Below are 18,539 nucleotides of genomic sequence, written 5' to 3'. Positions count from 1 at the left end.
TCTATAGCCGTTGTTGGGGGTAGTTTTTATTTGCAGTTTTCATTGTTCCAATCGTTCATTACACTGTCTACTACATTTCCATTCCAACAACTTCTTCTACTATTCCAACTAAGTAGTTTCTTGTGGTTATCACTCAAGTTTTGATAGAATACATCTGAAACCATCATCTCTTTATCATTCCAGGTTTTGTTACCGTATGAACAAAGTTTGCTAGCTCCATTTACTACTTGCCCCATCCACACAACTTCATTTAATCCACTTCCATTGTACCCTGCTTTAATCATTAATACACGACCAAAGTCCATACCTATTCCTACAGTCAAGGGTTCAATTCTTTTCTTTTTATACTTACAATTCAGAGTATCGATTATTGAAGAAAGTTGAGCTGCAGTTGAAAATACCCCATCAATTTGATTTTTATATTCTGAGTCAAAAACACCCCAAACGCTATCTCCATGTATATTGATTTCAGCACAATCATCATTGCCATTAATAACCGCAACACATTCTGATATGTAGGATCTATAGATTCTGGCTAAAGTTGGTCGCTTGTACTTGTCTGGTAGCTGACTAGAGTCACGTATATCAATGAATAATGCTGAAGTCTTAGTTACGTAAAATCCATTGGTAAATGTGAGTTTATCACGGGATGGAATTTTCTCAACTTCTTCAAAAGAACCGTCACTTGTGCTGAGAATGTCATCAATCCTTTCTCTGCTCTTTTCAAAAGAGTATAATTGGTAGTTGCTTTTCATCGAGTGAGGAAGTAGGTGATAAGTTCAAGTATTAGAACTCCCAATGTTGCTACAAAAAGCCTAATTGCAATTGATATGTTCTTGAATTTCGACCATGCAATTTTTGAGTTAGTATGTATTTGTTCTGAGAGGTGTTGTTCAAACTTATTCGTTGCGTTTAAGGCTTTAGATAATTCTTCATGATAATCTTTAGAATTAGAAAATTTTTCTTGAATGTGCCCGAAATAGATTAATGAATTCGGATTATCATTTTTCAATCTTGGGTTTATGGCTTTGAAGCAATAAACAATGGACAGAACGCTAAGAAGAACTGCAGGTACAGTCAATAGAATGAAAAACCAAGACTCTGAAATAAATTCATACACGGCCAGGGAATTCGAATAAACGACCGTTATTAAAATGCCGTAGACGGTCAAAACAACTACTGCTTTGGTGTCAGAAAACTTTATCCAATCCGTTGTCTTGCTTAATATGTTCCAATATTGTTCTTCCATTTTTCAAATTTCCGTCAACTCATATGTACGGCTCATGAACGTCTCCAAATCATTAATGCACATCCACTATGAATCGGTTTAAAATGTCTCATATCATAGCATTTCTGAGCACTTTGGGCAATGGTGTTCATCCGTCCGCCGAGACTTTGATTATATAAAAGTACCAACTGAAAGAATTTGACACATCCCCCTATAGGAGGGTTTGTTGGTGCCGATTGTGAAATACATTCTTGATCTCTTATTCTGATTTCACAATCGTATTTGATGAACCCGATTTCACAATCACTCACGGCAGTTCTATGTTCACAATCGTTTTGCGGAATGTTGTGTTCACAATTGTGTTTCGGAACTCTGTGTTCACAATCATTTTTCGAACTCCGTGTTCACAATCGTTTTTCGCGATTTCATGTTCACAATCGTTTTTCCTTTCATGTGAACATAAACTGAAGAAAAGAAGGTGAATCGTTGATACCGACGTATCATGCGCTCAATCCCAAATCTGCCTATCATGTAAATGTTTCCTCCCTTTACCCTAAGATACTGCAGGCGCTGCGGTAGATAAAATTGTTCACTCGATCTTAGACGAGGGTGGGGAGATGTTCGATGAATGGGGTGGTGGGGTTATTTCGGTTCTGTTCGGTGATTGGCATATATATAAACTGAGTGGTGAACCAGAGAGGAAGAATGAGAATTAGAATGAGAATTAGAGTGGGTGGACTGTGGACCGTGGACTGTGGACTGGGAGTTTTGCTTGTAGATGTTTACATGCGTTCTAAAAATCAATTGTGAACACGGATTGGGGAAATGTCTTTGTGAACATGGAATCGTAAAAGATGATTGTGAACAGGCGTTTTGATTTTGTCATTGTGAACACGGAATTCCGAACAACAATTGTGAACAGAGAATTGGAAATTGCCTTTGTGAACGAGGGGGTTTAGAAGTTGATTTTGAACAGGGACAGGTGAAGGTTCATAGTTGCGATCCTCTGCGCGAATGAAGGCTGGTGTTTCTTTAATGTTTGTTGAGAAAATTATTGCCAGTTTTTCTGGATATTTAGAATCAACTTAAACACTTACGATCATGATAACGTCAAACGTATACCTCACATTTAAAGGGAATTGCAGAGAGGCTTTTGAATTCTACCGTTCGGTTTTCGGGGGAGATTTCGAGGTCATCAACACCTTCGCTGAAATGCCTCCGCAAGAGGGCATGCCTCCCATGCCTGATGAACACAAGTCTTTGATCATGCACGTGACACTTCCACTCGGAGAGAATTCACGCATTATGGGAAGCGATACCACTGATTTCTTTAGTCCTGATTTCACCGTGGGTAACAACTTTGCGATTTCTATTGGTCATGAAGATCCTTCGAAAGGTGAAGCCTACTTCAACGCATTGGCTGAAGGAGGGAAGGTGATTATGCCTTACGCCAAAACCTTCTGGGGCGCTTACTTCGGACAGTGTACCGATCAATTTGGGATCAAGTGGATGGTCAACTGTGAGATCCCAGCAGAAGAAAGAATGTCTACATCAGCTAACGCCGAATCATGAAACGTTTTATCATCACTTACCACGCTCCAGCAGAAGCTCTATCACGCAACGCTAACGCCTATCGGCTAGGCTTAAGGCGTATGGCTTAAGGCTTAAGGTATTGGGGTTTAGCTAGTTGGGCACAGGTCTTGGCTCACGGAGGCCTAATAGTGTCTTTAGCGTAGGCTGTATGCGGTATGCAGTATGCTGTGGCCTGGTTTTCTCATGCCTTACGCCTTAAGCCATAGGCCTTACGCCTAAAACTCTATCTTCGCTTCATGACCGAAAACGCATCGAGAAAGAAACGAGTTGGAGTATTAGGAGGCGGTAGCTGGGCAACGGCGATCGTCAAGATGCTCAGCAATAACCTTGATACGGTTCATTGGTGGATGCGTAGTGAGCAGTCTGCTGATCACCTGCGCAAGTTTGGTCATAACCCGAAGTATATTCAGAGTATCGCTTTTGATATGGAGCAGGTGCAAGTGAGCACCAATATGCAAGAAGTGATCGATGCTTCGGATATCTTGATCATTGCGATTCCTTCGGCGTTCCTGGATTCAGCGGTGAAACAATACAAGCCTCAAGGACTCGATCAGAAGATTCTTTTTAGTGCGATCAAAGGGGTGATTGTCGAGTATGATTCTATTCCAGCGCGCTACTTACACAAGGAGTTTAGAACCCCCTACGAACAGATCGGTATCATCGCGGGGCCATGTCACGCAGAAGAGGTGGCTAGTGAGAAGCTATCCTACCTGACTTTGGCTTGTCCGAACCTGGATATTGCGGCTGAGATGGCCGAATTGCTTCAATGCCGATACATCAAAACCAGCATTAGCGAAGATGTTTTCGGAACAGAGATTAGTGCTGTCCTGAAGAATGTATACGCTGTCGCAGCTGGGATTTGTCATGGCCTAGGTTACGGCGATAACTTCCAAAGTGTATTGATCGCGAATGCGATTCAGGAAATCAAGCGCTTCGTGGATGCGATTCACGAAGTACACCGCGATGTGAAGTCGAGCGCTTACCTCGGTGACCTTCTGGTAACGGGATATTCGCCCTACTCTCGTAACCGTACGTTCGGTACGATGGTCGGAAAGGGATACAGCGTGAAAGGCGCGATGATGGAGATGAACATGGTAGCAGAAGGCTACTACGCCGCACGTGGAATTCACGTGATGAACGAGAAGTTCAAAGTCGACATTCCTATCGCCGAAGCGGTGTATCGCATCCTGTATGAAAAGATCAGTCCAGTGATCGAAATGCGCTTGTTGGCGGATCGCCTCAGCTAAGAATCCACGGAAAGGGGATTTCGCCCTACATCTTAAACAACCAAACGGCCGTAAATTACGTCTGTTTTATAGCCATGAACTACCGTCTTATCCATCGGCTCCTGATCAAAGGAGTGGGCCTTTGGTGTGCGCTGCTGTTTGCACACCTAGGACTTGCTGCGCCGGAGTTTGTGAAGAACGACGGACAATGGGATGAACACATCAGGTACCGCACCGAATTACCGGGTGCGACCTTGTGGATGGAAGACAATGCGCTCACCTATCTGTTGCTAGGTCATTCCTGGACCAGTTTTGGCCATCCAATTGAAGGTTTAGAAGACGACTATTCGGCACATGCCTACCGCATGCGATTCTTGGGAGCTTCGATTCCCACGATTAGTGGAAAAGACCCTTACCCACAGTCATATAACTATTTCCGCGGTAGCGATGAAAGCCGCTGGAAACAAGGGGTGAAGGCCTTCGAGAGAATCAAATACACAGACCTGTATCAGAACATTGACCTGCTGATTTATAGCAAAGGGAGCAACCTCAAGTACGATGTCAATGTGCGACCGGGGGGAGAAGTTTCAGATGTGAAATTCGGATACGAAGGTGTGGATGCCTTGGAACTTGTTTACGGTCAGTTGAGAATTGAGACTTCGGTTCGAACCATTGTGGAGATGCGGCCATATGCCTATCAATTGATTGATGGGAAGCTCATTGAAGTTGAATGCGAATTTGTGATTGACGGAAATGAGGTAAGTTTTGATGTGGGTGAATACAATCCCTACTACGCGCTAGTCATTGATCCTGAGATCACGTTCGCCTCTTACATCGGATCGACAGCTTCGAATTTTGGTTTCACAGCAACAGATGACCCGGATGGAAATTTGATCGCAGGAGCCTGCATTTTTGGCGCCGGCTATCCAACAACCATTGGAGCGATTCAGGATTCTTGGGATATTATTACCAACGGCTATTGCGATGTGGGTATTTCGAAGTTTTCTGCCGACGGTTCACAGCTGATGTACAGCACCTATCTCGGGGGTGATGGCTTAGAAATGCCGCACAGTATCATTGCAGATGACGATGGTAATTTTGTGGTGATGGGAACCACGGGAAGCCTCAATTTCCCGACTTCAGGAGGGGCTTATCAGCCAACACTCAATGGAGGACCGCCCTTCCCGTTCAGTACTTTCTTCGTGAATGCGACGCACCAAAACGGATGTGATTTCTTCGTCACGAAATTCAATGGTGACGACAGCGGTTTACTAGCATCGACTTACATCGGAGGTAATGATACCGACGGCTTAAATGTCGCAGACAAACTCTTCTATAACTACGGAGATTCATTCCGTGGTGAAGTCATCATTGATGCGTCCGGAAGTGTCGTTGTTGCTTCTACCACTTACAGTAACGATTTCCCGATGGGCGCTCCATCCCCATTGATGTCGAACCCTGGAATGCAGGATGGAATTGTCTTTCGACTGAATGAAGACTTGACCGCTTTGCAATGGGCTTCATATATCGGAGGTGCAGCAGATGATGCGGCGTACAGTGTGCAGCAAGACAGCAACGGCGGGTTGATTGTGACCGGCGGAACCAAGAGTTCATTCATTGATCAATGGGGCACGCCCTCTGTAGATGACACTTACAATGGAGATGTAGATGCTTTTGTAGTGAGGTTTAGTCCGGATGGGGGCAATGTTGAAGCCGCAACTTACCTAGGAACGACAGCCTACGAACAAGCCTATTTCGTTCAGTTAGATGCCGATGATAATATCTATCTCATTGGGCAAAACGAAGGTGATCTAGAGATTATTGGAGGCGTGTATGGGAACCCTGGAAGTGGGCAATTCATTGTGAAATACGACTACAACCTGTCTGCTATTCAATGGCAAACGACCATCGGAACCGGTAGTGGAGCCATTGATATTAGTCCGACAGCGTTCTTGGTCAGCGACTGTGATCAGATCTATTTTTCTGGTTGGGGCGGAATGACCAATGCGCTCAATTCTGACTATGCCAATCAAAGCACGACCATTGGTTTGCCCATCACTGCGAATGCGCAACAAGCAGATACCGATGGTAGTGATTTCTACCTGGCTGTTCTTACCGCTAACGCGGAAGACTTGATGTACGCGACCTTCTTCGGAGGAGGAACAAGTCGAGAACACGTAGATGGAGGGACATCCAAATTCGACAAGGATGGTTCGGTCTATCAAGCCGTATGTGCGGGTTGTGGAGGGAACGACGATTTTCCCACTACTCCTAACGCTTGGAGTAATGACAACGCCAGCGTCAATTGTAACCTGGGTGTCTTTAAATTCGACCTTGGGCGCATTGAGGCCCAAATTGACATTGATGGGCCAGCCGAAGTGTGTGAGGGAAGCATCGCTGAGTTCGTAAATAACACTTCGGGAGGCGATAGCTACGAGTGGTTCTTTGGAGACGATAATAGCAGCACACAGTTCGAGCCCGACCATATCTATGAAGCGAACGGCACCTTCGAAATCACGCTGATTGTTAGTGACTCGGGTGACTGCTTAGAGTCTGACACCGCCTACCTTCAGATCGAAGTATTACCTGGAGTCAACCCGACCTTAGAAGAAATTGATCCGATTTGTGAAGGCGATAGTGTTCAGCTCTTCGTCAATGGAAGTGATAATGTCTATTGGCTAGATGATCCGACCTTGAGCGATACTTCTATCCCCAATCCATGGGCAACGCCAGACGCACCAACGACTTACTACGCCGTTGATTTTAACGATTGTGAAGCCGACACCATCGGAGTGGTGGTAGATTGGATTCAGGTGGTGACAGGTATCTCAGATGATGTCACGATTTGTGTTGGACAATCGACAACACTCACCGCAGAAGGGGGTGTTGATTATGTATGGACCCCAATTACGGGATTGGGAAGTCCGTTGAATGCTGAAACTACCGCCTCCCCTGAAGAAACCATCACGTACACCGTTGAGATTACCACGGCTGATGGATGCTTGGCAGAAGAGTCCGTAACCGTCAATGTAGACCAGGATTTCCCAGGTGGAAATGTCTATGATCCGGTAGCGGTTTGTAATGGTCAGTACACCACACTGGAAGCTGTAGACGGCATTAGTTGGAGTTGGGAACCGGCGGAATATTGTGATAACCCGAATTCTCAGACTCCGATTGTCACCGTTCCAGACACGACTCTTTTCACCGTTGAAGTGACCAATGCCTGTGGCACAGGTGAAGATCAAGTTTGGGTGAATGTCATCATCCCCAACGTTGAAGCAGGGAATGACGGTTCAGTGTGTTTTGGCGAGTGGTACCCCGTTTCCGCTTGGGGTGCTGAGACCTACCAATGGCAACCTGCCTATTTGGTTGCGAATGATGAAGCTGAACAGACCTTTGTTCGTCCGGTGGATGATCAAGTCTTCACCGTCTATGGTACAGATGAGTATGGTTGTGTCGCTAGCGCGGAAGTGTTTGTAGACGTTCTTCCATTGCCCTACGTAAATGCAGGTCCAGATCGTGTGCTGGAGTATCTCGAATCCGACTACCTCTTCGGAACCGTCGACGATACCGAATTCTGGTGGGAACCAGAGCTCTACATGGACTGTCCAGATTGCCTTACGCCGATCATCACCCCACCTGAGAGTTTATGGTACGTGCTGCACACCATTGATGCCAACGGATGTATCGGTAAAGACAGCGTATTCGTTGATGTATTCAGTCCGATTTATGTTCCAAACACCTTCACTCCAGATAACGACGGCATCAACGACATCTTCCTCCCAGTAGGAGCCAACATCCGCGGCTTCCGCATGGAAATTTACAATCGTTGGGGTGAGCTAATCTTCGAAACAGAAGACCCAGAAGAAGGGTGGAACGGCTCAGTCAGAGGTGGCGAACATTACGTCCAAATCGACACCTACGTTTGGATCGTGTACCATGATACCAAGGAGGGTAGGGAGAAGTTGGTTGGGCATGTGAATGTGATTCGGTAGATATTCCGGCGTCCGGCGTCCGGCGTCCGTTAGGGTTTGTAATACTAACCATGCTATCCGCCTCAGGCGGACGGCCTATTAGAACCACTCATCAAGAATTCCCTGAACATTCGAATCCTTTGCTTAGTTTCGTTCCAAACCTGTTCCGATTATGAAAAATAAATTTCTCTATTTCGTCTTTGCTGCGCTTATTTTTGCAGCCGGATGTGGTGATCCAGCGCCACCAGCAGATGATACTAAAGCAAGCAAACCTATGCCTGAAGCTCCTGTAGCTAAAATGCAGCCAGAAGAGATGACCATTCATGGTGATACTCGTGTAGATAACTACTTCTGGATGCGCTTATCTGACGATCAGAAGAAAGCGGAAACGCCTGATGCGCAGACACAAGATGTACTCGATTATTTGAATGCTGAAAACGCATACAAAGACACGGTACTTAAAGATACTGAAGGACTTCAACAGAAGCTCTTTGATGAAATCGTTGGTCGTATCAAGCAAGACGATCAAAGTGTTCCTGTAAAGGTTGACGGATACTGGTACTACACTCGTTACGAGGAAGGACAAGAGTACCCTTACCACTGCCGTAAGAAAGAAAGCCTTGAGGGTGAAGAAGAGGTGATGCTGAATGTCAATGAAATGGCGGAAGGTTACGCTTACTACGCAGTAGGTGGACGTTCTGTTAGTCCTGACAACAAGCTGCTTGCCTTTGGAGTTGACACGGTAAGCCGTCGTCAGTACACTGTACACATCAAGAACCTCGAAACAGGGGAGATCTTTGATGATGTCATTCCTGAAACAACAGGTGGAGCAACTTGGGCCAACGATAACAAGACACTGTTTTACACGAAGAAAGATCCTGTAACCCTCCGTTCATACCGTGTATACAAGCACGTGATTGGAACTGACGCATCAGAGGATGAGTTGGTATTCGAAGAGACAGACGAGACCTTCTCTTGTTACGTGTGGAAGTCAAAGTCGAAAGACTACCTCATGATCGGAAGCTACGCGACGCTTTCAGCAGAGGTGCGCTTCGTGGATGCGAACAACCCAAGTGGAGAGTGGCAAATCATTCAGCCTCGTGAGCGCAACTTGGAATACAGTGTGGCACACTACGGAAATGATTTCTACATCGTACACAACCAAGATGCGAAGAACTTCAAGCTGTCGAAAACGTCAGTGAACAATACAGGTAAAGACAACTGGGAAACAGTGATCGAACACCGCGATAACGTGCTACTTGAAGGAATTGAAATCTTTAAGAACTTCCTAGTGGTAGACGAGCGTATTGAAGGGTTGACAAACCTTCGTGTGATGCCTTGGGACGGTGGTGATGAGCACTACCTTGAATTCCAAGATCCAGCATACACGGCGTACATCGCAGGTAACCCAGAGTTTGATACAGAGGTGCTTCGTTACGGGTACAGCTCGATGACGACACCAAACTCTACCTACGACTATGACATGACGTCGAAGGAGCGCACGCTGCTCAAGCAGCAGGAAGTGATGGATCCAAACTTCTCTCCTGACAACTACGCAAGCGAGCGCATCATGGCTACTGCCGCTGACGGAACAAAGGTTCCAATGTCAATCGTTTACCGCAAGGGAATGCAGAAGGATGGAAGCAATCCGCTTCTTCTCTACGCTTACGGTTCTTACGGAGCGTCAATGGACCCATACTTTAGCTCAGTTCGATTGAGCTTGCTGGACCGAGGATTCGTTTACGTGATTGCCCACATTCGTGGAGGTCAAGAAATGGGACGTCAGTGGTATGAAGATGGGAAGCTTCTCAAGAAGAAGAACACATTCACAGACTACGTTGATTGTGCCGATCACTTGATCGCTGAGGGGTACACTTCTGCAGATCACCTCTACGCCATGGGTGGAAGCGCCGGTGGACTATTGATGGGTGCAGTAGTAAATATGCGTCCTGAGCTCTTCAACGGAGTAGTAGCCGCAGTGCCTTTCGTAGACGTTGTTTCGACAATGTTGGATGAGAGCATTCCATTGACAACAGGTGAATTTGACGAGTGGGGTAACCCGAAAGATGAGGAGTACTACCATTACATCAAGTCGTACTCACCATACGATCAGGTGGAAGCAAAAGATTACCCGAACATGTTGGTAACAACTGGATACTGGGATAGCCAAGTACAGTACTGGGAGCCTGCGAAATGGGTAGCGAAACTTCGCGAAGTGAAGACTGACGATAACATCTTGTTGCTACACTGCAACATGGACGTTGGACACGGAGGAGCTTCTGGTCGTTTCGAACGATTTAAAGAAACAGCGATGGAATACGCGTTCTTCATGATGCTTGAGGGCATTGAAGAATGATCCGTATCTTTAGGCTACCCTAAGGACGAAAGTTCTACGGGTTTTGATATTTGAAGAAGTCCCGCAAAAGCGGGACTTTTTCATTTCCCTGGTTTTCAGTTGATTAGGCTGTTGTTTCGACGAATGGCGGTTTTGACCCGATGTAAAGGGTTATATTTGCGTTGAGCACTGAGATAAACTTAACCAAAGCACTATGCATTCGTTCTCGCTGAATGTCAACCCATGCTTGTCATGCGTTGTCCTATTCCTATTTCTAGGACTTAGCCTAACTACTACGTCACAAACTTGTACCTGGGATTACCTCGGTTCACAAGCCATTTCTTCCGGTACCGGAGAGTGGACTGACATAGAATACAATCCTGTCACAGGAGAGCCTTATGTTGCCTTTCAAGATGAGTCGCTTGGAGAGCGCATTACGGTGATGAAGTATGACGGGTCTACATGGTCGGTTGTTGGAACAGCTGGCTTTTCTGAAGGACAGTCATTCAACCCTGATCTTGAATTTGATAGTTCCGGTACGCCGTATGTATCCTATCGACACTTTCCTGCCTTCGGATATTCTGTGCAGATGTTTGACGGTACAGATTGGGTCATCCTAGGAGCTTCAGACTTCACTGGAGATGCCAATGGAAATGGATCACTCGCCGTAGATCCTGTGAGTGGAGACCTATATATAGCGTACCCTGACCTTAACAGTGGTCTTGCGAATAAGCTCACGGTTCAAAGATGGGATGGGACGAGTTGGTCGCTTGTAGGGATGCAGGGTTTCACGACAGATGGAACTGCATACCCTGATATTAAAGTAGACGCAACAGGAACTCCTTATGTCATGTTTACTTCCACCAATTCTTTCGCACTTAATTTGCAGGTATTCGGAGGAACATTTTGGACTACCGTGGGCACAGCCAACTTTTCACCGAATTCACCTTCGAGTCCTTCTTATTCTGCAGCCTTAGAGTTTAATCCTGTCACGGGAGATCCAACGATTGTTTCCCGTGTTAACGGCAATTTGATTGATGTGTTCACTTATGATGGTGTAAGTTGGACTGACGATACACTTCCGAACTATGGAAACTCAGGTTCGAATCAACGCTTTGGTTTCGAATTTGACAGTGCTGGAAATATCTACTTTGCGATCAAGCGAAACGCAGGAACTCCGGTATTTGCAGCAAGTGTGATTTCAAATAAAGGAGGCTCTTGGGATTACGTAGGAAACGCGGTCATTTCTGAGGATTTGGCAGATTACGTAGCATTAGCGCTCAATCCATCAGGTGAGCCTGTGATTGCCTTTCATGACAATAGTCCTGGAGGCGGTGGTGCCATTTCGGTAATGGAGGCTTCTTGCGCGATCCAAGGTTGTACCGATCCAACCGCCTGTAACTACAACTCCGAGGCAACTCAAGATGACGGTTCATGTTTGACTGTTCAAGGTTGTACTGACCCTTCGGCATGTAATTATGACGCTAGCGCGGAATGTGAAGATGGATCGTGCTTGCTTCCTGACGGTTGTACAGATCCAGGTGCTTACAACTATGATCCAGCCGCGACTTGTGACGATGGAAGCTGCACTGACTTTGGTTCAGCTCTCAATTTCAATGGCATTGGAACCAATTCAGATTACATTTCTGTGCCTACCGACGCTTCAGTTGAGTTTGGTTCGGGAGCGTTTACCATTGAGACTTGGTTCCGCATGGAGCCGGCGAATGATTTTTCATCACTACTAGCAGCGTACAACGTTTCTAACGGAGGGTGGGCCTTCCACCGTGATGAACCAGAAAACGGAGCGAACAACGTTCGATGGATTGTAGGAAACTCTGCCAGCACAGGCAATTTCGAGAGCATTTATTCTGGTCCGTTGAACTTCAACGAATGGTATCACATCGCCGGGGTTCGCGATGATAACGAACTGAGATTGTACGTGAACGGAGTACTCGTAGGAACTACTCCTGCTTCGAGAAACCTTCCGACTCTTCCGCTTTTGTTAGGAAGGAGATATGGGGATGTTCCTCAGTGGGGCCATAACGGTGATCTTGATGAGGTACGCCTTTGGGATCGCGCCTTGAATGAAGATGAAATCAATGCGCGAATGAACTGCGAGCTCAATGGTGATGAACCTGGATTGGTGCGCTACTTTAAGCTCAATCAGGGTGAGGCATTTGGAGATAATACTTCCATTACAACGGCAACCAGTGATCAACTCACGAATCCTGTTGATGGTTCCCTAGTTGGTTTCGAACTAACGGGGGCTCAGGCCAATTTTGTAGTTGGTCAAGACCTGACAGATCCTTGTTTACCATTGATCGAAGGATGTATGGATCCAGCAGCTTGTAATTACGATGCAACAGCTCAAACTGATGATGGGTCGTGTCAGCTTCCTGACGGGTGTACTGATCCAATGGCACCTAATTACGATCCGGCGGCCACTTGTGATGATGGTAGCTGTGCCGAACACGCGACAGGTCTCAATATGAACAATGACGACGACCGAGTTTTCCTTTCAGATCTCACAGGTTTCAATGCATCAGAATTCTCGATGCAGATGATGGTTTATCTCGATCCAACAGAGACTGCAAGCGGTTATAAGACACTCTTCCATATTGGAAATCAGAGTTCATCTTTCCTTGAGCTCTACACTCAAGGCTCTAACAATGTCGCGTTGTTATTCAACCGTAACCAACCAGGATATGAGTATCGCCAATACCTTGCTCCTCCGACAGATGAATGGGTGTTGGTTTCTTTGGTTTTTGATTTAGATGGAGGCCCTCAAGTATTCTACAATGGTCTACCAGCTGTCCAAACGGATAACATAGGAGCTTGGGATGACATTCCAGCAGTTCCTGCTGATGGAGCCTTCTATATCGGCCACATGCCGTCGAATGGTTGGGGACAGTGTTGTGCACCGAGAATTATTGATGAATGTCGTATCTGGAATCGCCGTCTTTCTGAACAAGAAGTAGGCCTACTCGGTGATTGTGAGATTGATGGAACCGATCCGGATCTATTCGCTCATTACTCATTTAATCAAGGTGGAATTGGCATAGATAATACAGGCATTGACGTAGTCATTGACCAAACCGGCAATGGTAGAGATGGTGCTTTGCTTAATATGGCATTGAACGGAACGTCGTCCAATTGGGCAGAAGGTTCAGACCTAATCCTTGATGTTTGTGCAGCTTTAGCCCCTGGTTGTACTGATCCAACGGCTTGTAATTACGACGCCAACGCTACTTCAGATGATGGTTCATGTCAACTCCCAGATGGTTGTACTGACCCGTTAGCATGTAATTATGACGCTAGCGCGGAATGCGATAATGGTTCATGCGATTTTGTATCATGTCAAGGTTGTACAGATCCTTCAGCATGTAATTACGATCCAACTGCAACTAACGATGATGGAACTTGTGAATTGCCAATTATCATTGATTTAGGAGAAGACCAAGAAATCTGTTCGGGAGATGAAGTGATTCTTGATGCCGGAGCTGGTTTCTTGAATTACTTGTGGTCTACGGGTGAGACTACCCAAACGATCACCGTTGATTCCCCAGGGAGTTACTCGGTGGAGGCGACTTATGGAGTGGGTAATCCCGTTATCAATTCACAGAGTTACGAGACTTTCTTCAATAGCGGTCGCGTTGATATTCCATCTTGGTTTATTCCAAGCGAAAACACTGTAGGTGGACTTGTAGAATTCCCTCTACCCACGAATATCATCGGTTGGAACACGCTATTTGGACAAGGTGGGGCTATCCACCCTATATTGATCAGAGACGACGGGCAATTGGGATTGTTCAACATGGCAACTGGTTTCGGTGACAGCGGTTACAACGTGAGCTCACTTGCGCCTGGATATCACCAAATTGCTGCCGTAGCCTCAGGCGGTTCAACAACGTTCTACGTCGATGGCGTTGAGGTTGGAACCACCAATAGTGTGACTTTTGGATCGCTCACAGCAATGGGGAATATCATCAGTGGAACACAACCAGCTGGGGTTATTGACAATATGTTCATTTCGGCTTCAGCATTAACGGCGGAACAAATTGAAGCGAATCGTTGCGGTCTCGATCCTGATAGTCCTTCAATGGTTCTTTACTATGACTTCGAAAATGTAAGCGGTACTTCTGTTCAAGATATTTCGGGTAATGGAAATAATGGAATAATCGTAGGTGGGGCATTACCGACAGGAGAAGACCTCGGTTGTAATCTTGGCTGTACTTCTTTTGATGAAGTCTCTATAACCCTCAAACCTGAAGGCTGTACTGATCCCTCAGCTTGTAATTATGACGCTAACGCGGAATGTGATAATGGTTCATGTATTCTCCCTGATGGTTGTACAGACAATACAGCATGTAACTACGACCCAGCAGCCCTTTGTGATGACGGTTCATGTGATTTCACCTCATGCGTTGGATGTACTGATCCTCTCGCGGATAACTATGAAGCCGATAACACCGTTGACGATGGGTCTTGTACTTACTGTCCGGCAACACTGACTTACAACACCACCATCCCAGAACCGATTGTCATCGGAAACGGAATCTCGAACGATCACATGGCTCAATCAGCGAACTGCAATGTTTCCGCTTCGATCAAGGCCATTGAACGATTCGTAGGAGACATCATCCCAACTGACGGACTATACCGCGTTCAAACCGGTGAATCTCCGGTCTCAGGGATAGATCCAACTCCGGATCCGGGAACTGCACGTTGGAATTATCTGTTCAGTGTGAACCTTGGTTCTTTCACCGCAGAAGACGTGAAGATTTACCTTGACCTTGATTTCGATCCTGCAGTTGGAGCTGGATCTGTATACACCGCAGATGTGTCACAAGTGCTCATCGATAACGGACTTGGTGGCTCATCCCTGGCACAAGACAGTCAAAACCTCGGGTTTGGATTCTGGCAGCTACTGGGTGACCCGGCAATTTTACCTTTCGATCCGTTCGCAAATGGTCTTTACGATCTAACTATCCGAGTGGAATCGCTCGCAGGTGTAGAACTGGTAAACGCAGCGATTCAAGTGGAAACATTCACCTTAGGTTGTACGAACCCGATCGCATGTAACTACGATTCAAACGCAACAGACGACGACGGTTCATGTCTAGACATCCTCGGCTGTACTGATAGTGGTGCATGTAACTATGACCCAGCAGCCAATTGCGACGACGCTAGCTGTGAGTACACTTCTTGTCTCGGTTGTACTGATCCAACATCATGTGACTACGACCCAACGGCAACGATCGATGATGGTTCATGTTTGATCTTCCCAGGTGATGCCTGTGATGATGGAAATGTCTACACAGAAAATGATCAAGTACAAGCTGATTGTGGATGTGAAGGAACACCAATCGACACAGACGGAGATGGAATTTCTGATGAAGATGAAATCAATGTTTATGGTACAGATCCTAACCTCCAAGATTCAGACTACGATGGACTTACCGACGGGCTTGAAATTAATCTAGCCGGTACCAACCCACTAGACCCAGACAGTGATGATGACGGATGCGGAGACGCAGAGTCATTCGCTGGTCTTTGTCCAGGTCAAGAAGACTGTATTGGAGACTTCAACAACGATGGCATTGTCAACGGAGCTGATCTACTGACTTTCCTAGGAGTATTCGGTACTCCGTGTGAATAGGACTTTAAACTACGTGCAAAAAGCCTCCCGCATTCCGGGAGGCTTTTTTATTTCAATCAACCCTCCGACCTTTGCAGCCATGCGCTATCGTAAACTACATCTCGAAGAATTAGAAGAGCTCCGAAGTGAATTCGTCCAGTTCCTTGCAGCCAACTCTATCCCAGCTGATGAGTGGGAAGAGCTGAAGAAGAAAGACAAGGAGAAAGCTGAAACACTTATTGAGATGTTCTCAGATATCTTTTGGGAGAAGGCATTGGGAAATATCCAATGTGTAGAGCTACGTGAACCGAAACGGCTTCGTGTGGTTCGCTTCGAAGAAGAAGAGGCCAAGCTCATCGAAATGCGTATTCCAAATGGTTCATCACTAGACTTCACGAACGGAGCTGATATTGCTGCGTTGAGTCAAGGGAAGATTGATTTAGCAGCGGAGAATCTGGAGATGTATACAGGGCAGAGAGCTTATAGTGGTAAGCGGAATGAAGAGTTGTTTGGGTTTATTGAGCAGGGGGCTCAGCCGTGCAAATTGGTGGTTTGGGAAACCCTCCGTCGAATGATCAAATAACAACACACAACGCCCTGCGGGCCCTCCCTCCCCCGCCACCACCGGCCGAGGCTAAGGTCTGGCCTCGGTGGGAGATTGTCAAGGACTATTTTACGGGTGTCGACGAAAACTTTACCAGCGTTCTGGCTTTAGATTCACCACCAAATTAGTGATTGTATACCCTTGATTCACAACCGTTTTACCTGCGTGGCTGATTACTTTGCCAACGTCAAACGAGGTAAGAAAACACCTCGGTAAACTCCTCTTCTGGAAGTTCTAGATGATAAGAATATAAACCTGCCTTTAAAGCACCTTCGACGTGCTGTACCGAGTCATCTACAAAAAGAGTGCGCTTTGGATCTAACCCATGAAGTGCGCAAACGTGAAGATAGGTTTCTGGATACGGCTTCTTCTTGCCTAGTTCATTACTGTAATGCACTTTCTCAAAGCCCGCTCTGAAGTAATCAAGCCCCATTCGTCGATCGATGATCTGTTCGAATTCAGCGACGTGAATGGCATTCGTGTTGCTGAGTAGGAACATACGGTACTTATCCTTGAGTTGGTGGACGAGGTCTATGCGCGCTTTGGGGATGTCGAGAAGGATGACGTTCCAAGCGTGAAGGACTTGCTCTTTGGTTACCCCTTCGGGAACATATTGATGCAAGGCATCAATGAAATCTTCATTGGAAATGTTCCCAGTCTCTAGGCGGTCGAATAGATCAGTCTGGCTAGCTTGAGAATAGATCTCTTGAAAATTATCCATCCCGAGATCTTGGAAGGCTCGGTGGGGAGCGAAATAGTCAATATCAAAAAGTACTCCTCCGAAGTCGAGGATGATCGCGTCTAAGTCTTGTGGATTTGGAAGCTGCTTTGTGCTCATTTGCGCTTCAACCAAGCATTTGGATTGTGGTCGTTGCGAATGTCTGCAAGTGCCTTGGTCGCTGAAGCACGGTTGGCGTAGCTACCATAAGCCACCATGTGAAGATCTCCTTTCATTCCGAAGATGCTTGCGTCGTATCCTTCAGATTGCAGTTGGCTTACAAACTCTTCCGCGTTAGCGTGTTCGCGGAACGCACCACCAACGACGAAGTACAAATTCAACGACGATGCAGATGCCTCTGGAGTAGCAACAGGAAGCTCAGCTTCCGGTTGCTCGAGATCAATGCGGACACCATCAGGACTGATTTCGTCATCTACGAACGAGTAGTAGAATGATGAAAGCGATGGGTTTTGTTTTACCTGCTCTTCCAAGATGTTGACATCGTTTGGAGGGGTCAGGCGAATATCTTCTTCCTCAAAGCGAGGAGTGTAGTCAGAAGAAGTTTCGGACATGTTCGGGAACATGGTCAGTTCAGCACCTTGAGGTGGTGACTGAATGAGATGTCCACCGAAGAGTAGAAACGGGATGGCTGCGGCAGCCGCAAGATTGCGAAGGGTTCTGTATCGACGTCTTGAATCTTCGTTTTCAATGCGTTCCACAGCTGGTTTGGCAGCTGCGATGGCAACAACAGGAGTTTCTTCTTCAACTTTCTCCGCTTGTCCGACAGGGTTGAGCGTTACTGCTTCCAGTCCGATGGCGCGAGAGTCGAAATTGGCCTCGGCTGCTGGTGAAAATTGAAGCGAACCTTCATTGTCTTTGAAGAGAATACCGACACCTTCGAATTGAACTTGCTTGCCGGCGTCTAATTGACGTTCTAACCAAGCAACTTCAGAACGGATCAACGTCATCGCCTCAGCATACGTCTTTCCTTCACGCATGCGAATGTCTTGTGCAAAGACACCATCGTTGTGGAATAGACGGGCATTAAACGATACCGACTTCCCAGGAGGAAGAATGACGTGCGTACGCTCATTCAAACGCGCAGAAACATCGTTAGTCACAAAGCCACCTAGCTCTGGAATAACAACGCACTCATGTTCAAAGAGTAAGTTCGCAAGATGTTGTTGTAGGTATCCCATTCTTAAGCGAAGATAAGAATCCTA

At 46.3% G+C, this 18,539-nt stretch carries 10 protein-coding genes; 6 read left to right on the top strand and 4 right to left on the bottom strand.

All coding sequences use genetic code 11. From position 1 onward, the window contains the following. Positions 1–26 precede the first annotated feature (26 nt). The gene (locus RA156_RS14275; protein WP_306641046.1) at positions 27–755 is read right to left on the bottom strand and encodes an adenylate/guanylate cyclase domain-containing protein; all 729 of its coding nucleotides are present in this window, start codon (positions 753–755) and stop codon (positions 27–29) included. Further along, positions 752–1,249, bottom strand: coding sequence for a Pycsar system effector family protein (locus RA156_RS14270; protein WP_306641044.1), 498 nt, complete (start codon positions 1,247–1,249; stop codon positions 752–754). The genes RA156_RS14275 and RA156_RS14270 overlap by 4 nt, the downstream gene beginning before the upstream one ends. A 1,080-nt stretch (positions 1,250–2,329) precedes the next feature. Here RA156_RS14270 and RA156_RS14265 point away from each other — a divergent pair. From RA156_RS14265 to RA156_RS14240, 6 genes are all read left to right on the top strand, one after another. Beyond that, positions 2,330–2,800, top strand: a complete 471-nt coding sequence (locus tag RA156_RS14265; protein WP_306641042.1) for a VOC family protein — start codon at positions 2,330–2,332, stop codon at positions 2,798–2,800. A 257-nt stretch (positions 2,801–3,057) separates the two neighbouring features. Further along, on the top strand, positions 3,058–4,068 hold the full coding sequence (locus tag RA156_RS14260) for an NAD(P)H-dependent glycerol-3-phosphate dehydrogenase (RefSeq protein WP_306641041.1): 1,011 nt from the start codon (positions 3,058–3,060) through the stop codon (positions 4,066–4,068). A 74-nt stretch (positions 4,069–4,142) separates the two neighbouring features. Next, positions 4,143–8,042, top strand: a complete 3,900-nt coding sequence (locus tag RA156_RS14255; RefSeq protein WP_306641040.1) for a DUF7948 domain-containing protein — start codon at positions 4,143–4,145, stop codon at positions 8,040–8,042. Between the two features lie 151 nt (positions 8,043–8,193). Then, positions 8,194–10,377, top strand: a complete 2,184-nt coding sequence (locus tag RA156_RS14250) for a S9 family peptidase (protein ID WP_306641039.1) — start codon at positions 8,194–8,196, stop codon at positions 10,375–10,377. Positions 10,378–10,570: 193 nt separating this feature from the next. Next, complete coding sequence (locus RA156_RS14245; protein WP_306641037.1) at positions 10,571–16,015, top strand: LamG-like jellyroll fold domain-containing protein; 5,445 nt, start codon at positions 10,571–10,573, stop codon at positions 16,013–16,015. A gap of 79 nt (positions 16,016–16,094) precedes the next feature. Then, on the top strand, positions 16,095–16,577 hold the full coding sequence (locus RA156_RS14240; RefSeq protein ID WP_306641036.1) for a DUF6495 family protein: 483 nt from the start codon (positions 16,095–16,097) through the stop codon (positions 16,575–16,577). Positions 16,578–16,785: 208 nt separating this feature from the next. On the opposite strand, the gene RA156_RS14235 is transcribed toward RA156_RS14240, so the two are convergent. Together RA156_RS14235 and RA156_RS14230 are read right to left on the bottom strand one after the other, a co-directional pair. Further along, positions 16,786–17,436 (bottom strand): HAD family hydrolase, encoded by a 651-nt coding sequence (locus RA156_RS14235; RefSeq protein ID WP_306641034.1) that lies wholly within the window; start codon positions 17,434–17,436, stop codon positions 16,786–16,788. After that, positions 17,433–18,515, bottom strand: coding sequence for an HU domain-containing protein (locus RA156_RS14230; RefSeq protein ID WP_306641033.1), 1,083 nt, complete (start codon positions 18,513–18,515; stop codon positions 17,433–17,435). Before RA156_RS14230 ends, RA156_RS14235 begins: the two co-directional genes overlap by 4 nt. Between the last annotated feature and the right edge of the window lie 24 nt (positions 18,516–18,539).

The organism is Sanyastnella coralliicola (genome assembly GCF_030845195.1).
GTDB lineage: Bacteria > Bacteroidota > Bacteroidia > Flavobacteriales_D > Sanyastnellaceae > Sanyastnella > Sanyastnella coralliicola.
The sequence above is the reverse complement of the archived record's forward strand: the minus strand, read 5'-3'. Positions and strand labels throughout refer to the sequence as shown.